Here is a 16,606-nt window from a genome sequence, read left to right on the forward strand (position 1 = left end):
GGGCTAAAGTGGAACACCCGTTCAGATACATCAAGCAGGTGTTTGGTTACGACAAAGTCCGCTATCGAGGCTTGGCCAAGAACAAGAGCCGGCTCTATCTGTTGGCGGCCTTCAGCAATCTGCTGATGGCAAGGAAAGAGCTGCAGGTATAGGGGCAGTGAGCCCAGATGACGCCCCACAGGGGGGGAAGATCCAAAATGGCCGGAAAAACACTCTGAATATTCGGCCATATATCGTCGAGAGTTTGAATTACCTCAGAACCTTGGGGTTATTCAGACTCTCCTTAGATCACTATGTCTTGCAATAAAGAAAAGCAACGCAGAAGAAATCTAGAAAAAGAAACACACTTTCACAAAAGCACACTGCTTAATAGATGCATAGTTTTTAAAAATGCTTATACTTGCCTATTAAAGCTTTTTGCAAAAAGTCGGATCTAACCATCCATGTTTCAAAGAAAATTGCTACTCAAAATGCCAAAAACTCATTTCCTGGCGGCGACTGCTGCCGGTGTTATGATTTGCAGTGCGCTTATATTCAGTCCCAGCGAGCAGGCAGAAGCCAATCGGATCAGCAAGACAATTCCCCTAACCGGAACACAAAATGCTGAACAAGCCACCCTCGCCATGATAACTCCTTCTGAGCAGAGCACAGCGCCTTCGGTAACCCTCGATGCAGACACTCTCTCTGCCGACGATCTTTCCCAACTGGAATCCGCTGACAAAGCAAACGTCCTGAAATCCTCCTTATCCTGGCACGCCTACCAAGTGCAGAGTGGAGATAGTTTTTCGACACTGTTCAAACGCGCAGGAGTCTCCCCCAAGGTTCTGGCTAAAATGGTTCAAGAGCTTCCCGGGAAAGAATGGACTCAACTTTATCCAGGAGAAGAGATCGAGTTCGGCTTTAACGATGAAACCTTCCATACCATGCGAATCCATCGAAACCGTCTGGAAAACTGGCTGATCAGTGAAAGCGACGAAGGAAAGTTCGAGCTGGATAAAGTCCTGGCTGAACCAGAAATTCAAACTTCCTATGCAGAAGGGACAATCAACACAGCCCTGTTTATCGACGCAAAGAAAGCCGGCCTGTCAGATCAGCTCATTATGGAGTTCGCCAACATCTTTGGCTGGGACATTGACTTCATATTAGACATCCGCGCGGGAGATTCTTTCAAGCTGGTTTACGAAGACCTTTATTTTGAAGGCGAAAAAATCGGCATAGGCAACATCCTGGCCGCCGAATTTACCAACCAGGGCAAAACTTTCACTGCTGTGCGCTACGAAGACAAAGAAGGGAAAGTCAGTTATTACACTCCCGAAGGGGAAAGCATGAAGAAAACCTTTCTTCGCTCTCCTATCGACTTTGCCCGCGTGTCCTCTCACTTCAACCTGAAGAGAAAGCACCCTGTCCTGCACACTATACGGGCGCACCGGGGCACAGACTATGCAGCAGGCAGAGGAACTCCGATCAAGTCTACCGGAGATGGCAAGGTTATCTTTGCCGGACGGAAAGGCGGCTACGGTAACGTTGTTATCGTCCAGCACGGCCAATCCATTACCACCTTGTATGCTCATATGAAAGGCTTTGCTCGCGGGATCAGATCCGGAAAACGCGTATCCCAGGGCCAAACCATTGGCTACGTAGGCAGCTCTGGCTTGGCAACAGGTCCTCACCTTCACTTTGAGTTCCGCCTTAATGGCGTGCATAAAAACCCGGTGACGGTAAAACTGCCAAAAGCCCAGCCTGTGGCGAAATCCGAACTAAAAGCATTCAAGGAACATGCTGAGGTAGCGGTCGCACAGTTAAAGTCCTATGCAAATGGCTACCAGTTTGCATCATCCAAAAGCCCCCCCAAGCTTGAGCAGGACTTATGAGTGAAGCCTCTACGAACCCGCCGGAGTATTACATCGGTATCATGTCAGGCACCAGCCTGGATGGTGTCGACCTGGCGATCGTAGAGTGCGATCAAAACCAGCTCTCGACTCACTTCACTCAATTCAGTCTGTTTCCTGAGCAGCTACAAAAAGATCTTGCCGAGCTCACTTTGGCAGAACAATGGCATCCTGATCACTATTTCAAGATTGAAACCGAGTTGACCCAAGTCTATGCCAATGCTGTGGAAGCTGCCCTGGTATCTGCCCGTGTTGAACCCGGCAATATCACGGCTATTGGCTGCCATGGACAAACAGTCAGACATCGCGCCTTTACCAAGCCCGCATATACTGTTCAGATGATTAACGGCTCACTACTGGCCGAACTGACCAACTGTACGGTTGTCACCGACTTTCGACGCCGGGATATGGCGGCAGGAGGCCAGGGTGCCCCTCTAGCACCAGCGTTCCACTATGCCGCATTATCCGCGCAACATCCTAATGCCGCAGTATTGAATCTGGGAGGGATCGCGAACCTGACCATCTGGGATCAGGAACGACTGATCGGCTTTGATAGCGGACCGGCAAATGGATTAACAGACGCCTGGATGCAGACACGGTTCAACAAACCACGGGATGAAGGGGGCGAACAGGCAAGGCAGGGCAACATCAACCAGGGACTACTTGAGCAGTTGCTAAAACATCCCTATTTACAGCTCCCTGCTCCCAAAAGTACCGGACGCGAAGAGTTTAATCTGCCATGGCTGGAGTCTCAACTAGCTTCCTACAATGACGTTTCTGATCAGGATGTATTGACAACCCTGGCCGAATTCACAGCCGTATCAATTGCCGAGTCACTGAAAAACAGCAAGCCTACACATATGTATGTATGCGGCGGCGGCGTCAACAATCTCTATATTCTCGAGAGACTACAGAGACTGATTCCGCAAACTGTCATTGCACCGTCTTCTGAAGTGGGAGTTGATCCGGATTTCATGGAAGCCATAGCTTTCGCCTGGATAGCCAGACAAACCATTCACTTACAGCCCGGCAACCAACCCTCCGTCACGGGTGCGCACGGCCCTCGGATTCTTGGCGCAATTTACCCCCGATAATTGCACCCAACATAACAGCATTTAGAAGTCGACATATCCGCTTGAACGTAAGCGACGCTCTTCTGCGGGTCCATAAGGTACAATTTCAATAAATGGGGGAAGAGATTCCGGCGAAATGTTGTGAAGCTTCATATAAGTCGAACAGACTCGAACATCAATCACCCTAAAAGCATCCAGTTGAGCCGCCTTGTCAACAATGCCTTTGAATTCACGGTAATTATCTTTTGAGAAATACTTCACTTCCGGGCCATGTAGGACAAAAGCTATTGGCTCTCCAAAAGCAAAACTGCTTTCCTCATCAAGCAACTGGGAAGCTCGCTCAAAAAGGTCGGCAATTTCACCCTCTGTATGGAGCTCAATTTTGGCAAGGTAGCGGGTTTGATCTTCCGCTATGGCAGGAGTGGTTGTGGGTGTTTCGGCAGCAGTCGTCAAGGTCAAGAACAACCCCGTCAGGCAAGCCAGACTGAGCAGGAACTTAGATCTTGACATAACCACCTCCACCTTCTCTATATGGAGAATGAACTTCCGCACCCACAGGTGGTTGTCGCATTAGGATTATTGATAACAAACTGCGCCCCTTCAAGACCTTCCTTATAGTCAACCTCTGATCCGACCAAATACTGATAACTCAATGAATCCACCAATAATTTAACACCATCTTTTTCAACGATCGTGTCATCCTCATTAATAGTCTCATCAAAGGAAAATCCGTATTGAAACCCGGAACAACCACCACCGGTGACGAATACCCGCAATGCGAGCTCATCATTCCCTTCTTCCTCGATCAGCGTTTTTACCTTAGCAGCTGCGCTGTCACTCAGATAGAAGGGCTTCGGTTCAAAGGTTTCTGCGACACTCATTCAATAATCCTACTCTGATAAAGCATTTACTTGACCGATAACGTCAACAGACGCCACAGCCTGAAATGAAATTATCCAATTAACCAAGCAGGCAGGTCAACTATTCATCCCCTGAGCCAGCTCTTTCCCCTTATCTTTGGCAGAATCTTCCGTTACCGGTTCCACCTTTTCAACCTTGGCCGGCTTGCTCTTTGATGTGATAGGTTCCACCTTCTCTTTATCAGCATCCTTTTGATGAACAAGGTTTCCGTTCACTTCAGCCCCCATTGCCATCTCAATCAGGTTGTAATATACATTTCCTGTAATGGAGGCTTTAGGCGCTAATTCAATATGCTCCGAGGAATATACATCACCATGTACCGTGCCATTGATGATGACGTGGGGAGCCATTACATTTCCATGAACTTCTCCAGCCTCGCTTATCCGCACAATCGCGCCATTATTATCGGGCGCCGAATAGATCTGACCTTCGATTCGTCCATCAATATGCAGCCCACCGCTAAAGGAGATATCCCCCTTAAGCTCAGTTCCCTTGGCAATCAGGGTATCGTAACGCCCACCTGAAGATGGCTTGCTCTTTTTACTTCCAAACATAGGATTACTCCTCCACCTTCCAATCGAAGGTTCGCTCAATCTTTGTCGCTTTCTTACCGGAAGCCTGAGCTACCACCTGAATCTGCTCTGGAGCAAATCCTTCAGGCAACTCCAGCTCTCCAGCAATATCCTGGAAATAACGGAAACGAAATTTGACCCCAAGGTCTTCCGCACCCGCCACGTCTCGCAAGGGAAGAATCTCTTTTTTATTCTTTAGGCTTCCGATCAGGTTTACAGCCACCAACCCCTGGATATAGGAGTTGTTATCTGCCACCTGAGTAAGCACCAACTTATATTGAAAGCGCCGTTCTCCGCGGGCTTTATGCAGTTCCATTTTCTGAATCTGCAATCCTTTATCAGCTCCGGAAGGGGCCATGATATTCTTGTAAAAAGCAATATCCTCCTCTAATTGCAGGATCTTGCTTTCCAAACTCTGAACAGTGGACTGCACATCACGATTTGCCACTTGATCGATGACTCGACCGCGTTCCAGGTTTGCCACCTTTTGGGCAAGCTCAGTGGCTTTGTCCTCTGCCGATTCCAGCATCTGCTTCAGTTCCCGGTTCTGTTCAGCATAGTTAGCACTGCGGCTGTTAGCGGTGTACCAACCCATGGTAATACCGCCAAATATGCTCAATACCACTGCCGCCCAAGCAAGCAAATGTCGCTTTGCCTTTTCAGCAGGCCGATAAGGAACAACAATTAATTTCTCTTCTGCGCTTTTCATTTTTCTACAATCTAATGACAACTGACAGCAGCCCGGTCATAGCGAAAAACGATACCCTTCGATCCCTCACCGAATATCATTAACTATTTAATCAGGGTAGCAAGGCCATCTGTTTCAATCCGGCCGTTTCTTCCAAACCTAGCATAAGGTTCATATTTTGCACGGCCTGGCCTGCGGCCCCCTTCACCAGATTATCAATAACTGACAACACGATGACGGTATTGCTGTCAGGTTGCTGATGCAGTGCTATCCGGCAAAGGTTGGTGCCACGCACAGTCCTGGTTTCCGGATGCTCCCTTAGAGGCATAACATCAACAAACGGCTCACTACGGTAGTGTTCCTCAAAAATATTCTGCAGCTCGGCAAAGTCACCTTTGAGCTCTGCATATAAGGTCGCTTCAATACCGCGAATCATAGGAAGCAGATGAGGAACAAATGTCAGCCCTACCTCATTGCCTGCAACCAGGCCCAACCCTTGCTTAATTTCAGGCAAGTGACGATGACCAGAAGCACCATACGCCTTAAAACTTTCCGAAACCTCACAACTCAGCGTACCGACCTTGGCTTGGCGGCCGGCGCCACTCACTCCTGACTTCGCATCAGCGATGAGTCGACTGGTGTCAACCAAATCGTTTTTCAGCAGCGGAATAAAGCCGAGTTGAACAGCCGTAGGGTAACACCCGGGATTGGCGACTAATCTTGCAGAACGAATCTTGTCTCGGTTGATTTCCGGTAAGCCATATACTGCTTCCGCCAGGATTTCCGGACAAGCATGCTCCTGTCCGTACCAGTGCTGCCAGACTGCTGCGTCGGACAAACGAAAGTCCGCTGCCAGGTCCACCACTTTGGTTCCTCTGGACAATAACTCCGGAACCACTTTCATAGCCACGCCATTGGGAGTGGCAAAGAATACCAGATCACACTCTGCCAGCACGTCGGTATCGGGTTCCGTAAATGCGAGATCCAAGTGTCCTCGCAGATTCGGGAACATATCGGCAACCTTCGTGCCGGCCTCTCCCCGTGAAGTGATGACACTGATTTCCACCTGCGGGTGGGCTATCAGCAAACGAATCAGCTCTACGCCGGTATAACCGGTGCCACCTACTATGCCAACCTTAACCATATGCGAACCTTAAACACGATGCATCACGCTATTGCGCAATGGATATACGACTGAATTTTTTTCAAGTACTATTTTTTCAAGTACTAAGCGAATGATTTTGCAATAACTCACATTCGTCTGATGGATTGCGTATACTATCAGTTTTCACCAGTCCTGGCAGAGTTGTTTACATAAATAAACGGCTCCCCAAGAGGGCACGCATTCATATTTAAAGATCAATCTCTCGGTCTGAACAAACTTGTCACTCAAGTCAAACATAGTGAGTTCCAACCAGCCTGATTAAGGAGATGTAGTGCAGAAGAAGGAGAAGTCTAAACTCCGGCTAGAACTTCCTCCTGCGCTTGCGCAGCGCTGGGACCTTGCATTTCAGTCTTTCCGACGACGGGTTGCCAGCTATGATGCACTTCCTCAACTGGCTTTCTTAGGCATTTTATCCGGCTTGCTGACCGGCGCAGTGATTCTGTTATTCCGTTTGGCTATCGAATGGCCTTTATCCTACCTGCTTCCTGATGGGAATCCCGAAGCCTTTGAAGGTTTAAGCGCTTTACTAAGAGTCACTCTTCCCTTGTGTGGCGCCCTGACTCTGGCGTTAGTCCTGTTACGACTGGGAGTGCAGAATCGAAAGGTCGGGGTTGCCCATGTCATGGAACGTTTGGGATATCACCAGGGGTACATCTCGCTCAAGAGTGGCCTGCTGCAGTTTTTTTGCGGCATTATGACGATTGTCAGCGGTCAGAGCGCAGGTCGTGAAGGGCCGGCCGTTCATTTGGGAGCTACAGCCTCGAGCCTTCTCGGCCAAAGGATGCGGCTGCCCAACAACAGTATCAGAATGCTTGTGGGATGCGGCACTGCCGCGGCCGTCTCCGCCTCATTCAATACCCCCATTGCCGGGGTTATTTTTGCCATGGAAGTGGTCATGCTGGACTACACCATCAACGGTTTTACGCCGATAATCCTTGCTGCAGTCACAGCTGCGGTTGTCTCGCAAAGTGTATATGGGGATGACCCGGCATTTATTGTTCCCGGTTTTAGTCTGGAATCACTGTTTGAACTGCCCTACATTGTCGCGGCAGCCATTTTGATCAGCCTGTTTTCTGTGCTTTTCGTGAAAGTCATGACGCAAACGATGACTCGTGTCAAAGCCGGTATTGTCTGGAAGCTTTTGCTGGCAGGGTTGATTACCGGTACCACCGCCCTGGCCTTTCCTGAAGTCATGGGGATCGGATATGACACGGTAAACCAGTCCATTGCTGGCACGCTGCCGTTCCTGTTTTTGATTACTATCGCCCTGATGAAACTACTGGTCACCGCCACGACGATTGGCCTGGGCATGCCGAGTGGTATTATTGGTCCTACCTTATTCATCGGCGCTACTCTGGGCGGCGCGTTGGGGGTGCTGGCCCAAAACCTGATGCCTACTCTCGCATCTGAGCCCGGTTTCTATGCAGTACTAGGCATGGGAGCCATGATGGGGTCTGTGCTTCAGGCTCCATTGGCCGCGATCATGGCGGTGATTGAGCTCACCAGGAATCCTAATGTGATCTTACCCACCATGCTGATCATTATTCTTTCGAGCTTGATCGCATCCCACTATTTCAAACAAAGATCGGTATTTCTGGCGATTCTGCAACTGCAGGGACTGGACTACAAAGCGGAACCGTTGACGATGGCCCTGAGACGGATCTCGGTCGGCGCGATCATGGAGCGCAGCATTAAGCGCGCCAAACAACAAGTCAGTTGGGCAGAGTGTCAGCTCATACTGAAAGAGCAACCAAAGTGGATTGTGATTGAAGGGGAGGATAAACCCCGTGCCGTACTTCCCGCTGCCGACCTCGCCCGATATCTCGACGAAAACAAACCGGAAGAAGATTTCGACCCTGACGCCATGACGCTGGATCTTCTTAGCATTCCAGCCCAGCGCCGGGATGCGGCGTCATTGCATATACAGGCAACACTGGAGGAAGCCTTGCAACGCTTTAACGACAAAGGAGTGGAAGCATTGTACGTGGAACGTACCTCTGCCCCATTGATAAAACCCATCATTGGCGTGATTACCAGGGCAGAGATTGATAGTTTCTACCGCTACAAGGCAAAGTAAGTCTTCTCTGCGCTAAAGGGCCAAACTGTGTCGATCACCGATTAAACTATGGAAAACATGCTGAGGAACAAATGCTCTGGGTAAAAGCCTTTCATATCATCGCCGTCGTATGTTGGTTCGCGGCGATATTCTACCTGCCAAGGTTGTTTGTCTATCACGCCATGTCAGAAGACAGCACCAGCATAGAAAGATTCAAGATCATGGAGCGTAAACTCTATCGGGGGATTGGCACTCCCTCAATGATTGCGACAGTTGCACTCGGACTATGGTTATTGTCCTACAACCCTCAGGGGTATATGACCCAGGGCTGGATACATGCCAAGCTGACACTGGTCACTATTTTGATTGGCTATCATTTCTACTGCGGCCATCTGATCAAGGTATTCCGCGAGGATCGTAACCAACGTTCTCACGTATTTTATCGCTGGCTAAACGAAGCACCGGTGTTAATCCTGATTGCCGTCGTTATTCTCGCCGTCGTCAAACCCTTCTAAACAGCCTATTGACGAAAGGCTCACTGATTAATCGATTTTGTGACCATTTAATGCCAACACCACAAAAAACCGACAAAACCCCGCCGGTCATCCTGACCATTGGAGGTTTAGATCCCAGCGGCGGAGCCGGAATACATGCGGATGTGAAAACCATCAATCACCTGGGTGGCCATGGGGCAAGTATTGTCACCACTCTGACGGTTCAAGACAGTCTTCAGGTTTATGGGCAGCACCCGGTATCCCCGGATATTCTTCAGTCACAACTGAGTACGCTGTTGAGAGACTGCCAACCCCAAGCCGTTAAATGTGGCGCGCTGGGCAATTCTGAAATCACTGATTGGCTGGGCAATGTATTCAGAGGTTTGCCCAAAGAAGTATTCAAGGTCGTCGATCCGGTCCTCAGTGCAGGAGGCGGAGGCTCTTTGTCCGAAAATTCTCAGATCAAGACACTAAAGCAAAAGGTGTTACCATTAACCGATCTCCTTATGCCGAATACCCAGGAGTTGGCTCTGCTGACAGGCGCCGATGATGAAGAAGAAGCCATTCGCCAATTACTCGATATCGGCGTAAATCATGTGCTGGTCACCGGCGGACATGAGTCTGGCACAGACATACGCAACAGGCTTTACTCCTCTCAAGCTGACACAAGCGATTCCTCTCAACCCGAGATAAGTTCCTCTAACAAGGAGCCGCTCGATTGTCACGAATGGCATCTACCAAGGATCGGCGGCGAATATCATGGCACCGGGTGCACCCTGGCAAGTGCTGTCGCCACCTTGATAGCCAGAGGATACACACTGCAGCAGTCTATAGAAGACTCACAAGCCTGGATTACAAACCGAATTCGCAGCGCTTATCAAATAGGCCGTGGGCAAACTTACTTAAACTTTCTGGAATCCTGAAAACGCCATGACACCAACCTCCTCAGCACAGGTATTACCATCCCATGGGCTGTACGTTATCACCGACACACACCTGCTTCCCGGAGAAAAACTGTTCAACGGTGTGGAGAAAGCACTCTTGGGTGGGGCAGCAGTAGTTCAGTACCGCAATAAGGATGCCTCTCACGCCCAAAGATTGGCCGAAGCGACAAAGCTACAGACAATATGCCACCAATACGACAGACCACTTATCATTAATGATGACATCCAACTGGCGGCAGCTTCCGGAGCTTCCGGCGTACACCTGGGGCAATCTGATGGCTCCCTCCGTCAGGCAAGAGAGCAGCTTGGGAACCATGCCATCATAGGGGTGACCTGCCATGGCAGACTGGAGCTGGCACTAAAAGCGGCTCAAGAGGGCGCCAGCTACCTGGCTTTCGGTCGATTCTTTACCTCCAAAACAAAACCAAATGCCCTTCCGGCCAACCTGGAGGTCATCACCAATGCCAAACAGGCAACCGGACTTCCGACCGTTGCAATTGGCGGCATCAATTTGGACAATGCGCCTCAGGTGATCGAAGCCGGAGCAGATTTTCTGGCGGTCATTCATGGTGTATTTGGACAGGAGAATATTCAGGAGCAAAGCTACCGGTTTACCGCCCTGTATTCCTGAGTTTGCAGCTTACCCAGCCGAGCAGAAACCGGCATTTATCGTTTTCGACCAGCTTTAAGGATTTAATATGTCCCAGTCAGAATCACTTTTTACCCGTGCCCAGCAATATATCCCCGGGGGGGTTAACTCTCCTGTCAGAGCATTCAAAGGTGTCGGCGGTACCCCCATATTCTTCACCCGAGCGGAAGGTCCTTATATGTTTGACGAGGACGGTCAGCGCTATATCGACTATATCGGCTCCTGGGGTCCTATGATCCTGGGTCATGACCACCCGAAGGTCCGGGAAGCACTGGAGGCTCAATTGAAAAACGGCGTTGGCTTCGGGGCACCGACACGCATCGAAGTCGATATGGCCGAGAAGGTCTGCAGCCTGATGCCGTCTATTGAAATGGTCAGGATGGTAAATTCCGGCACCGAAGCCACCATGAGTGCTATCCGACTGGCCCGCGGATATACCGGCCGGGATAAAATCATCAAATTTGAAGGCTGTTATCACGGCCACTCTGACTCTCTCCTGGTCAAAGCCGGCTCTGGTGCCCTGACCTTGGGTGTTCCCAACTCACCGGGGGTACCTGCCAGTATTGCAGAGCACACGATTACTTTGACCTACAACGACATTGATCAGGTAAAACGCTGCTTCGAAGAGATCGGTCAGGACATTGCCGCGGTTATCGTAGAACCCATTGCCGGAAACATGAACTGTATACCGCCTGTTCATGGATTTCTTGAAGCTCTGAGATCCTGCTGTGACGATGCCGGCGCGGTGCTGATCTTTGACGAAGTCATGACCGGTTTCCGTGTTTCTCTGGGAGGGGCGCAGGAAATCTATTCGGTCCAACCGGATCTCACGACACTGGGCAAAGTCATTGGTGCTGGTCTGCCCGTGGGGGCCTTTGGAGGCCGGCGCGAGATCATGTCCCACATTGCACCACTTGGACCGGTATACCAAGCAGGCACTTTGTCTGGCAATCCGTTGGCCATGGCCAGCGGGCTGGCAATGCTCAATGAGATCAGCCAGCCAGGATTTCATGACGAGCTGGGCGCCAAGGCCAAACGCCTGATCGAAGGATTTAAGCAGGCTGCTGCTGATGCCAGCATCCCAATGACCACGCATCAAATCGGCGGTATGTTCGGTTTCTTCTTCTCCGAAGAAGACACTATCACCCGTTTCGATCAGGTTATGAAATGTGATACGGAGCGGTTCAAAGCCTTCTATCACGGCATGCTTCAGAAAGGTATCTACCTGGCTCCATCCGCCTTTGAAGCAGGCTTCATCTCTTCTGCCCACTCAGACCAGGATATCTCTGCCACCATTGATGCGGCAGCAGAGGTTCTCAAATCTCTTTAAGGGAAAATCCTGTTACAGTGATGCGGCCTGCTTGCGGGCTGCATCAGCTCCCGCCGAGTCTCCTTTGGCGTCTCTGACAATCGCCAGTGTCTGCAGAGACTGCTTTTTGAAGCGGGGATCTTTACCGCTCAATGCAATTGCCTTGAGACAAAGCTGTTCTGCCCTATTGTACGACCCCTGATCATACTGAACTCTCGCCATTTGCAAATACACTTCACCTGCCTGGGGCGAAATTCTTTGCGCCCTGTCCAGCAATAGCAGAGCCTGATCGTAATTTCCGCTGCGGGCCGTTGCTTCAGCTTGAGCTAACACCTGAAGTGCCGCTGCAGAGGGGCGCTCTCTGTCGATCTCCACCGGCTTAGTGACCGGCTGCCCGATACGTTGGGTTGGTGTTTTTGTATCAGGTTGTTCAACAGGCTGTTCTTTTGGATAAGCATCCGAAGGATCAGTCACTCTAGGATCCGGCTTACGGGCAGGTTCCTGAATCGGGGAATAAGTACACCCGTGTATCAGCAACAGGACCGCAAGCGCCAGGCAATTCCGGGATACCAGCGGATTAGGTACTAACTTCATGTTTTTTGTAATCACAAGCCTCTGCTCTTTCTCGATTTTTAACTATTCCACCATTTGCGTAACCATCGCTCAAGTATATTCCCCCGATCGACACAACCGGCCCTCTCTTCGGGAACCGTATCGAGTAAAAATGGCAACGCTACCGCCCCCTCACAATGCTCAGCAGACAGCAGACCATTCTTCTGATCCACCCAGGCCCATTCCACAGACTCTGGCGCTGAGGGCAAAAACGATACCTGTGGCAATTGGCGATAGAGCTTCAACCAAGCGGCCAGCGCGCCAGAGGAGCCCGTCAGGCTGGTGGAAGTATTATCATCTTTCCCCAACCAGACAGTGGTCAGATACTGACCATTAAAGCCGACAAACCAGCTATCCCGGTAATCATCTGTGGTACCGGTCTTGCCACCGACATAATAGTCCTCTGGCAACGTACGATATACACTGCGGCCGGTTCCGTTGCGCATCACTTCGAACAGCCCATATTGGCCGATATAAGCAATGCCGGAGTCAATCACCTGCTCAGTGTCGAATGAATAACGGGATAGAAGCTCTCCATTTGACGTGGTAACAGCCCGAATTGCCCGCAGTGGCGTGCGGAATCCCGTCGATATCAGGTTTTGATACAGCTCCGTCACTTCCATGGGAGACAGGTTCAAGGCCCCCAGCAAAACAGCCGGGTAAGGCCTCACATCTACATCGGCCCCCAGCTCACGAATAGTCTCAAGCACTTCTGGCACACCGACCTCCAACCCCAACCGGGCAGTTGCCAGGTTGAGAGACCTGGCCAGCGCTTCCTGCATAATCACAGGACCATGGCTTTCACCATCATAGTTCTTGGGCATCCACTCATCCCCGTTTTCAAATTTGAGCATAAAAGGCTCATCATCCAACGGAGAAGCCAGAGTGTATTTTTGGGAGTGCTTTAAAGCCGTCAGCATCACAAACGGTTTAATTAATGAGCCGATCTGTCTCTTAGCCAGCAAAGCACGATTAAAGCCACTGAAATTAGCCTGGCGGTCTCCCACCACGGCCAATATCTCGCCGCTGCTAACCGCCGTGGTGATCATTGCCCCCTGAAGCCCCTGATTAATTGCCGTCTGCTCTTTTTGTCGAATCGTGTCACTCAGAGACTTTTCCGCTTTGGCCTGTAACAGAGGATCCAGCGTCGTGAAGACCCTCAATCCTTCAGACTGAAGGTCCTCCTCGCGATAGTCCCTGGTGAGCTGCTGCTTCACCACGTCCATAAACGCCGGATAGGCGCTGGAGGAATATCGGGGTTTCGGTATCACATTCAATCTTCTTGCCTTATCAGCATTGGCCTGACTATCGGAAATCACATTGGCTTCTGCCATCTGGTCCAAAACCAGATTACGGCGCTCCTTTGCACGCTCTGGATGGCGTCGGGGATCGTAATAGGACGCACCTTTCACTATGGCCACCAGTAGCGCGATCTGATCAGAGGTAAGGTCTGACACTGACTTGCCGAAATAAAAGTGGCTGGCCATTCCAAACCCATGAATCCCTCGAGCCCCGGCCTGGCCCAGGTATATTTCGTTGGCATAGGCTTCCAGAATTTCATCTTTGTCGTAATGAAACTCCAGTATCAGAGCCATCAAGGCTTCATTAGCCTTACGCCAGAGGCTTTGCTCATTGGTCAGATAAAAGTTTTTTACCAACTGCTGGGTCAGGGTGCTTCCGCCCTGTACAACCCTGCCTGCACGAATGTTTGCCCAGGTAGCCCGGGCAATTGCCTGAGGCGATACACCAAAGTGGCTGTAAAAGTGACGGTCCTCAACCTGTATCAGTGCTTTTTCGAGCATATCAGGCAACTGATCCAGGTTGACCAGAATCCGATCTTCCTGCTGCGCAGGATAAATACCACCAATCTTGACCGGCTCCAGGCGCGCCCATGTTAGAGCTCTTCCACCTGAATCGAGCAATTGGCTAACCTTATCTCCCGAAAACTCGACGCGAATCCTGCGCGGTTTTTCCGCTCCGTCGGCATACTGAAATCCCCGACTATAGATTTCAACCGCGTAACTACCCGCGGCAAAGGTACCGGGCCTGTCCGCCCTGGTCCGGCGTTCATACCCCAACTCAGCAAGCTCGGCCTGAAGGTCAGCCTTCACCAACGCCAACCCCGGATAAATTTCCAGAGGTCGGGCAAACACCTGAGCAGGCAATTGCCAACGCTTGCCATCAAACTTATCCCGGACAGTGGCGTCCAGATAGACACACCAGCCGAGAAATATCGTCAGGCAGACCAGCAGGACTTTCCAAATCGCCGACTTCCAACGGGAATGGCGTCTGGAAGCTTTTTGGGAGGTTGATTTCCGTGATCGAGTACTGTTTTTTCTGGTTTTGGGCATGTAGGCTGCATTTCGTCAGTTTAAATTGGTGCAGATAGCCTAAGCTAATGATTGAAGCATGGCTGTGAGTTATCATAACCAATTTGCATGCCACGATGGCATGAAAACCTCGCAATAATCTGTGCGCTGCGGCAAGACAACTTACATAAAGGAGCTACGCGTGAGCGAAAGCTTGGTTCAAGCACTCAAAAATCCGGACACTTATCCCCATCCTGTGTCCGATATTCAACTGATCGAAACCCACATTTCCTGGGTATTTCTGACCGGCACCTATGCTTACAAGGTCAAGAAGCCCATGGATTATGGTTTTCTGGACTTTACCGCACTGGAAAAACGGAAGTTCTATTGCGAGGAGGAGCTTCGCTTGAATCGCCGCCTTGTACCGGACGTTTACCTTGAGGTCATTCCTATCAGCGGGACACCTGAGGCACCACAGCTGGGCGGAGACGGAGATCCGTTCGAATACGCGATAAAAATGCGTCAGTTTAACCCCCAGACCCTGGACAAGATGTCCCATGATGCGCCTGAATTGGGGGGCCACCTGGAACAGCTGGCACTGAAAGTGGCGGACTTCCACCTTAATCAGTCCGCCAGAACTGATGAAAATATGACCTACGGACATCCGGACGTTGTGTTCGAGCCAGTACAACAAAACTTTGACCAGATCCGTCCACTGCTTTCAGACCCACAGGAGCTGAAACAACTGGAATACCTGGAAGGATGGGCACAAAGCACCTTCGAACGCCTGCGTCCTCTGATGGAAAAGCGGGATAAAGACGGATTTGTCCGCGAGTGTCACGGCGATATGCATCTGGCCAACGTCACTACGGAAGATGGCAACGTCATGCTGTTCGACTGCATCGAGTTTAACGATTATTTCCGCTGGCTGGATGTATATAACGATATCGGCTTTCTGTTAATGGACCTGGAAGACCGAGGACTGAAAGGCTTCGGCTACCGGGTACTCAATACCTATCTGGAACAGACTGGAGATTACCAAGGCCTGATTCTGCTTCCTTTCTATAAAGCCTACCGCGCCATGGTACGCTGCAAGATTGCCCTTTTCACTATGGGAGCTCCCGGTATCAGTGAAGAAATGCGGCAGGAAGAGGAAAAGAAATACAAGCGCTACATGGATCTGGCTGAATCCTACATGTCAGTGCCAGCACGCTTTTTGATTATCACTCACGGCGTGTCCGGCAGCGGAAAAACGACCATCAGCTCACACCTCTTGGAACGTCTGGGCATTATCCGCCTTCGCTCCGATATCGAGCGCAAGCGACTGTTTGGCCTGAAATCAGGCGAGAAGAGTCACTCGGACCTGGACGGTGGAATTTATTCCCCCGAGGCCAACCTCAAAACCTACCAGTATTTGGCAGAAGAGGCGGAAATGCTCCTGCAAGCTGGGCAGGCCGTCATAATAGATGCGACTTTTCTACATCAGGATCAGCGCAATATTATGGATGAGGTTGCAGCGGAGAACGGCGTACCTTTTGCTATTGTCGACTGCCGTGCACCTCAAGCCAAAATTGAAGAGTGGTTGGAAAAACGCTCAGCCGAGAGTCAGGATGCAGCAGAGGCGGATGTCAGCGTCATGCGTCATCAACTAACTCACGCAGAGCCTTTCACCGATGACGAAATGACCCATGTGGTCGAACTGGCCAGTGATAATCTCGAAGAAATTGACGCCCTCGCTGACAGACTAGCCAGCAAACTGGGACGAAATTAATCCCCAGCTCTTTACGACGGCACTTGATCACCGAGTGCCGTCCTCTTCCAGCACGCACCTGTCCCAGCCCCTTTGCAGTCTCAAATGGCACAGCATCCCAGTCTGACTATACTGAAATAAAAATCATGCCTGTCGCTCAACATAAACTGAGCGT

16 protein-coding genes are annotated in these 16,606 nt (G+C 50.6%); 9 read left to right on the top strand and 7 right to left on the bottom strand.

From position 1 onward, the window contains the following. From F566_RS32085 to F566_RS0106010, 3 genes are all read left to right on the top strand, one after another. Positions 1-152, top strand: a 152-nt coding sequence (locus F566_RS32085) for a transposase (protein ID WP_020405401.1), incomplete at its 5' end; no start/stop codon positions are given. A 291-nt stretch (positions 153-443) separates the two neighbouring features. Next, complete coding sequence (locus F566_RS32090; protein WP_033415877.1) at positions 444-1,871, top strand: OapA family protein; 1,428 nt, start codon at positions 444-446, stop codon at positions 1,869-1,871. Beyond that, the gene (locus tag F566_RS0106010) at positions 1,868-2,983 is read left to right on the top strand and encodes an anhydro-N-acetylmuramic acid kinase (protein ID WP_020406081.1); all 1,116 of its coding nucleotides are present in this window, start codon (positions 1,868-1,870) and stop codon (positions 2,981-2,983) included. The genes F566_RS32090 and F566_RS0106010 overlap by 4 nt, the downstream gene beginning before the upstream one ends. Positions 2,984-3,004: 21 nt before the next feature. Here F566_RS0106010 and F566_RS0106015 read toward each other — a convergent pair whose 3' ends face one another. From F566_RS0106015 to argC, 5 genes are all read right to left on the bottom strand, one after another. Further along, entirely contained in the window at positions 3,005-3,472 is a 468-nt protein-coding gene (locus F566_RS0106015) for a DsrE family protein (protein WP_020406082.1), read from the bottom strand. Between the two features lie 17 nt (positions 3,473-3,489). Further along, positions 3,490-3,843 carry an iron-sulfur cluster insertion protein ErpA gene (gene erpA, locus F566_RS0106020; RefSeq protein ID WP_020406083.1) on the bottom strand — a complete coding sequence of 118 codons (354 nt, stop codon included), beginning with the start codon at positions 3,841-3,843 and terminating at the stop codon, positions 3,490-3,492. A gap of 96 nt (positions 3,844-3,939) precedes the next feature. After that, entirely contained in the window at positions 3,940-4,437 is a 498-nt protein-coding gene (locus F566_RS0106025) for a bactofilin family protein (RefSeq protein ID WP_020406084.1), read from the bottom strand. A gap of 4 nt (positions 4,438-4,441) precedes the next feature. Continuing rightward, complete coding sequence (locus F566_RS0106030) at positions 4,442-5,164, bottom strand: DUF6776 family protein (protein ID WP_020406085.1); 723 nt, start codon at positions 5,162-5,164, stop codon at positions 4,442-4,444. Positions 5,165-5,255: 91 nt separating this feature from the next. Continuing rightward, positions 5,256-6,287, bottom strand: coding sequence for an N-acetyl-gamma-glutamyl-phosphate reductase (argC, locus tag F566_RS0106035; protein WP_020406086.1), 1,032 nt, complete (start codon positions 6,285-6,287; stop codon positions 5,256-5,258). A gap of 292 nt (positions 6,288-6,579) precedes the next feature. On the opposite strand from argC, the gene F566_RS0106040 reads away from it, so the two are divergent. The 5 genes from F566_RS0106040 (at position 6,580) to hemL (ending at position 11,781) form a co-directional block, all read left to right on the top strand. Beyond that, positions 6,580-8,385, top strand: coding sequence for a chloride channel protein (locus tag F566_RS0106040; protein WP_020406087.1), 1,806 nt, complete (start codon positions 6,580-6,582; stop codon positions 8,383-8,385). 71 nt (positions 8,386-8,456) lie between these two features. Continuing rightward, a complete protein-coding gene (gene hemJ, locus F566_RS0106045) occupies positions 8,457-8,879 on the top strand; it encodes a protoporphyrinogen oxidase HemJ (protein ID WP_020406088.1) in 423 nt (140 codons plus the stop codon). A 50-nt stretch (positions 8,880-8,929) separates the two neighbouring features. Next, positions 8,930-9,781: a bifunctional hydroxymethylpyrimidine kinase/phosphomethylpyrimidine kinase gene (gene thiD / locus F566_RS0106050; RefSeq protein ID WP_020406089.1), complete on the top strand. Its 852-nt coding sequence runs from the start codon at positions 8,930-8,932 to the stop codon at positions 9,779-9,781. A 7-nt stretch (positions 9,782-9,788) separates the two neighbouring features. Then, positions 9,789-10,433, top strand: coding sequence for a thiamine phosphate synthase (gene thiE, locus F566_RS0106055; RefSeq protein WP_020406090.1), 645 nt, complete (start codon positions 9,789-9,791; stop codon positions 10,431-10,433). A gap of 67 nt (positions 10,434-10,500) precedes the next feature. Continuing rightward, on the top strand, positions 10,501-11,781 hold the full coding sequence (gene hemL, locus F566_RS0106060) for a glutamate-1-semialdehyde 2,1-aminomutase (protein ID WP_020406091.1): 1,281 nt from the start codon (positions 10,501-10,503) through the stop codon (positions 11,779-11,781). A gap of 12 nt (positions 11,782-11,793) precedes the next feature. Here hemL and F566_RS0106065 read toward each other — a convergent pair whose 3' ends face one another. Together F566_RS0106065 and mrcB are read right to left on the bottom strand one after the other, a co-directional pair. Beyond that, positions 11,794-12,354 (bottom strand): tetratricopeptide repeat protein, encoded by a 561-nt coding sequence (locus F566_RS0106065; RefSeq protein ID WP_020406092.1) that lies wholly within the window; start codon positions 12,352-12,354, stop codon positions 11,794-11,796. Positions 12,355-12,392: 38 nt separating this feature from the next. After that, positions 12,393-14,723 carry a penicillin-binding protein 1B gene (mrcB, locus tag F566_RS0106070; protein ID WP_020406093.1) on the bottom strand — a complete coding sequence of 777 codons (2,331 nt, stop codon included), beginning with the start codon at positions 14,721-14,723 and terminating at the stop codon, positions 12,393-12,395. A gap of 160 nt (positions 14,724-14,883) precedes the next feature. On the opposite strand from mrcB, the gene F566_RS0106075 reads away from it, so the two are divergent. Beyond that, a complete protein-coding gene (locus F566_RS0106075) occupies positions 14,884-16,452 on the top strand; it encodes a bifunctional aminoglycoside phosphotransferase/ATP-binding protein (protein ID WP_020406094.1) in 1,569 nt (522 codons plus the stop codon). Positions 16,453-16,606: the final 154 nt, after the last annotated feature.

The sequence above is a fragment of the Hahella ganghwensis DSM 17046 genome (assembly GCF_000376785.1).
Lineage (GTDB): Bacteria > Pseudomonadota > Gammaproteobacteria > Pseudomonadales > Oleiphilaceae > Hahella > Hahella ganghwensis.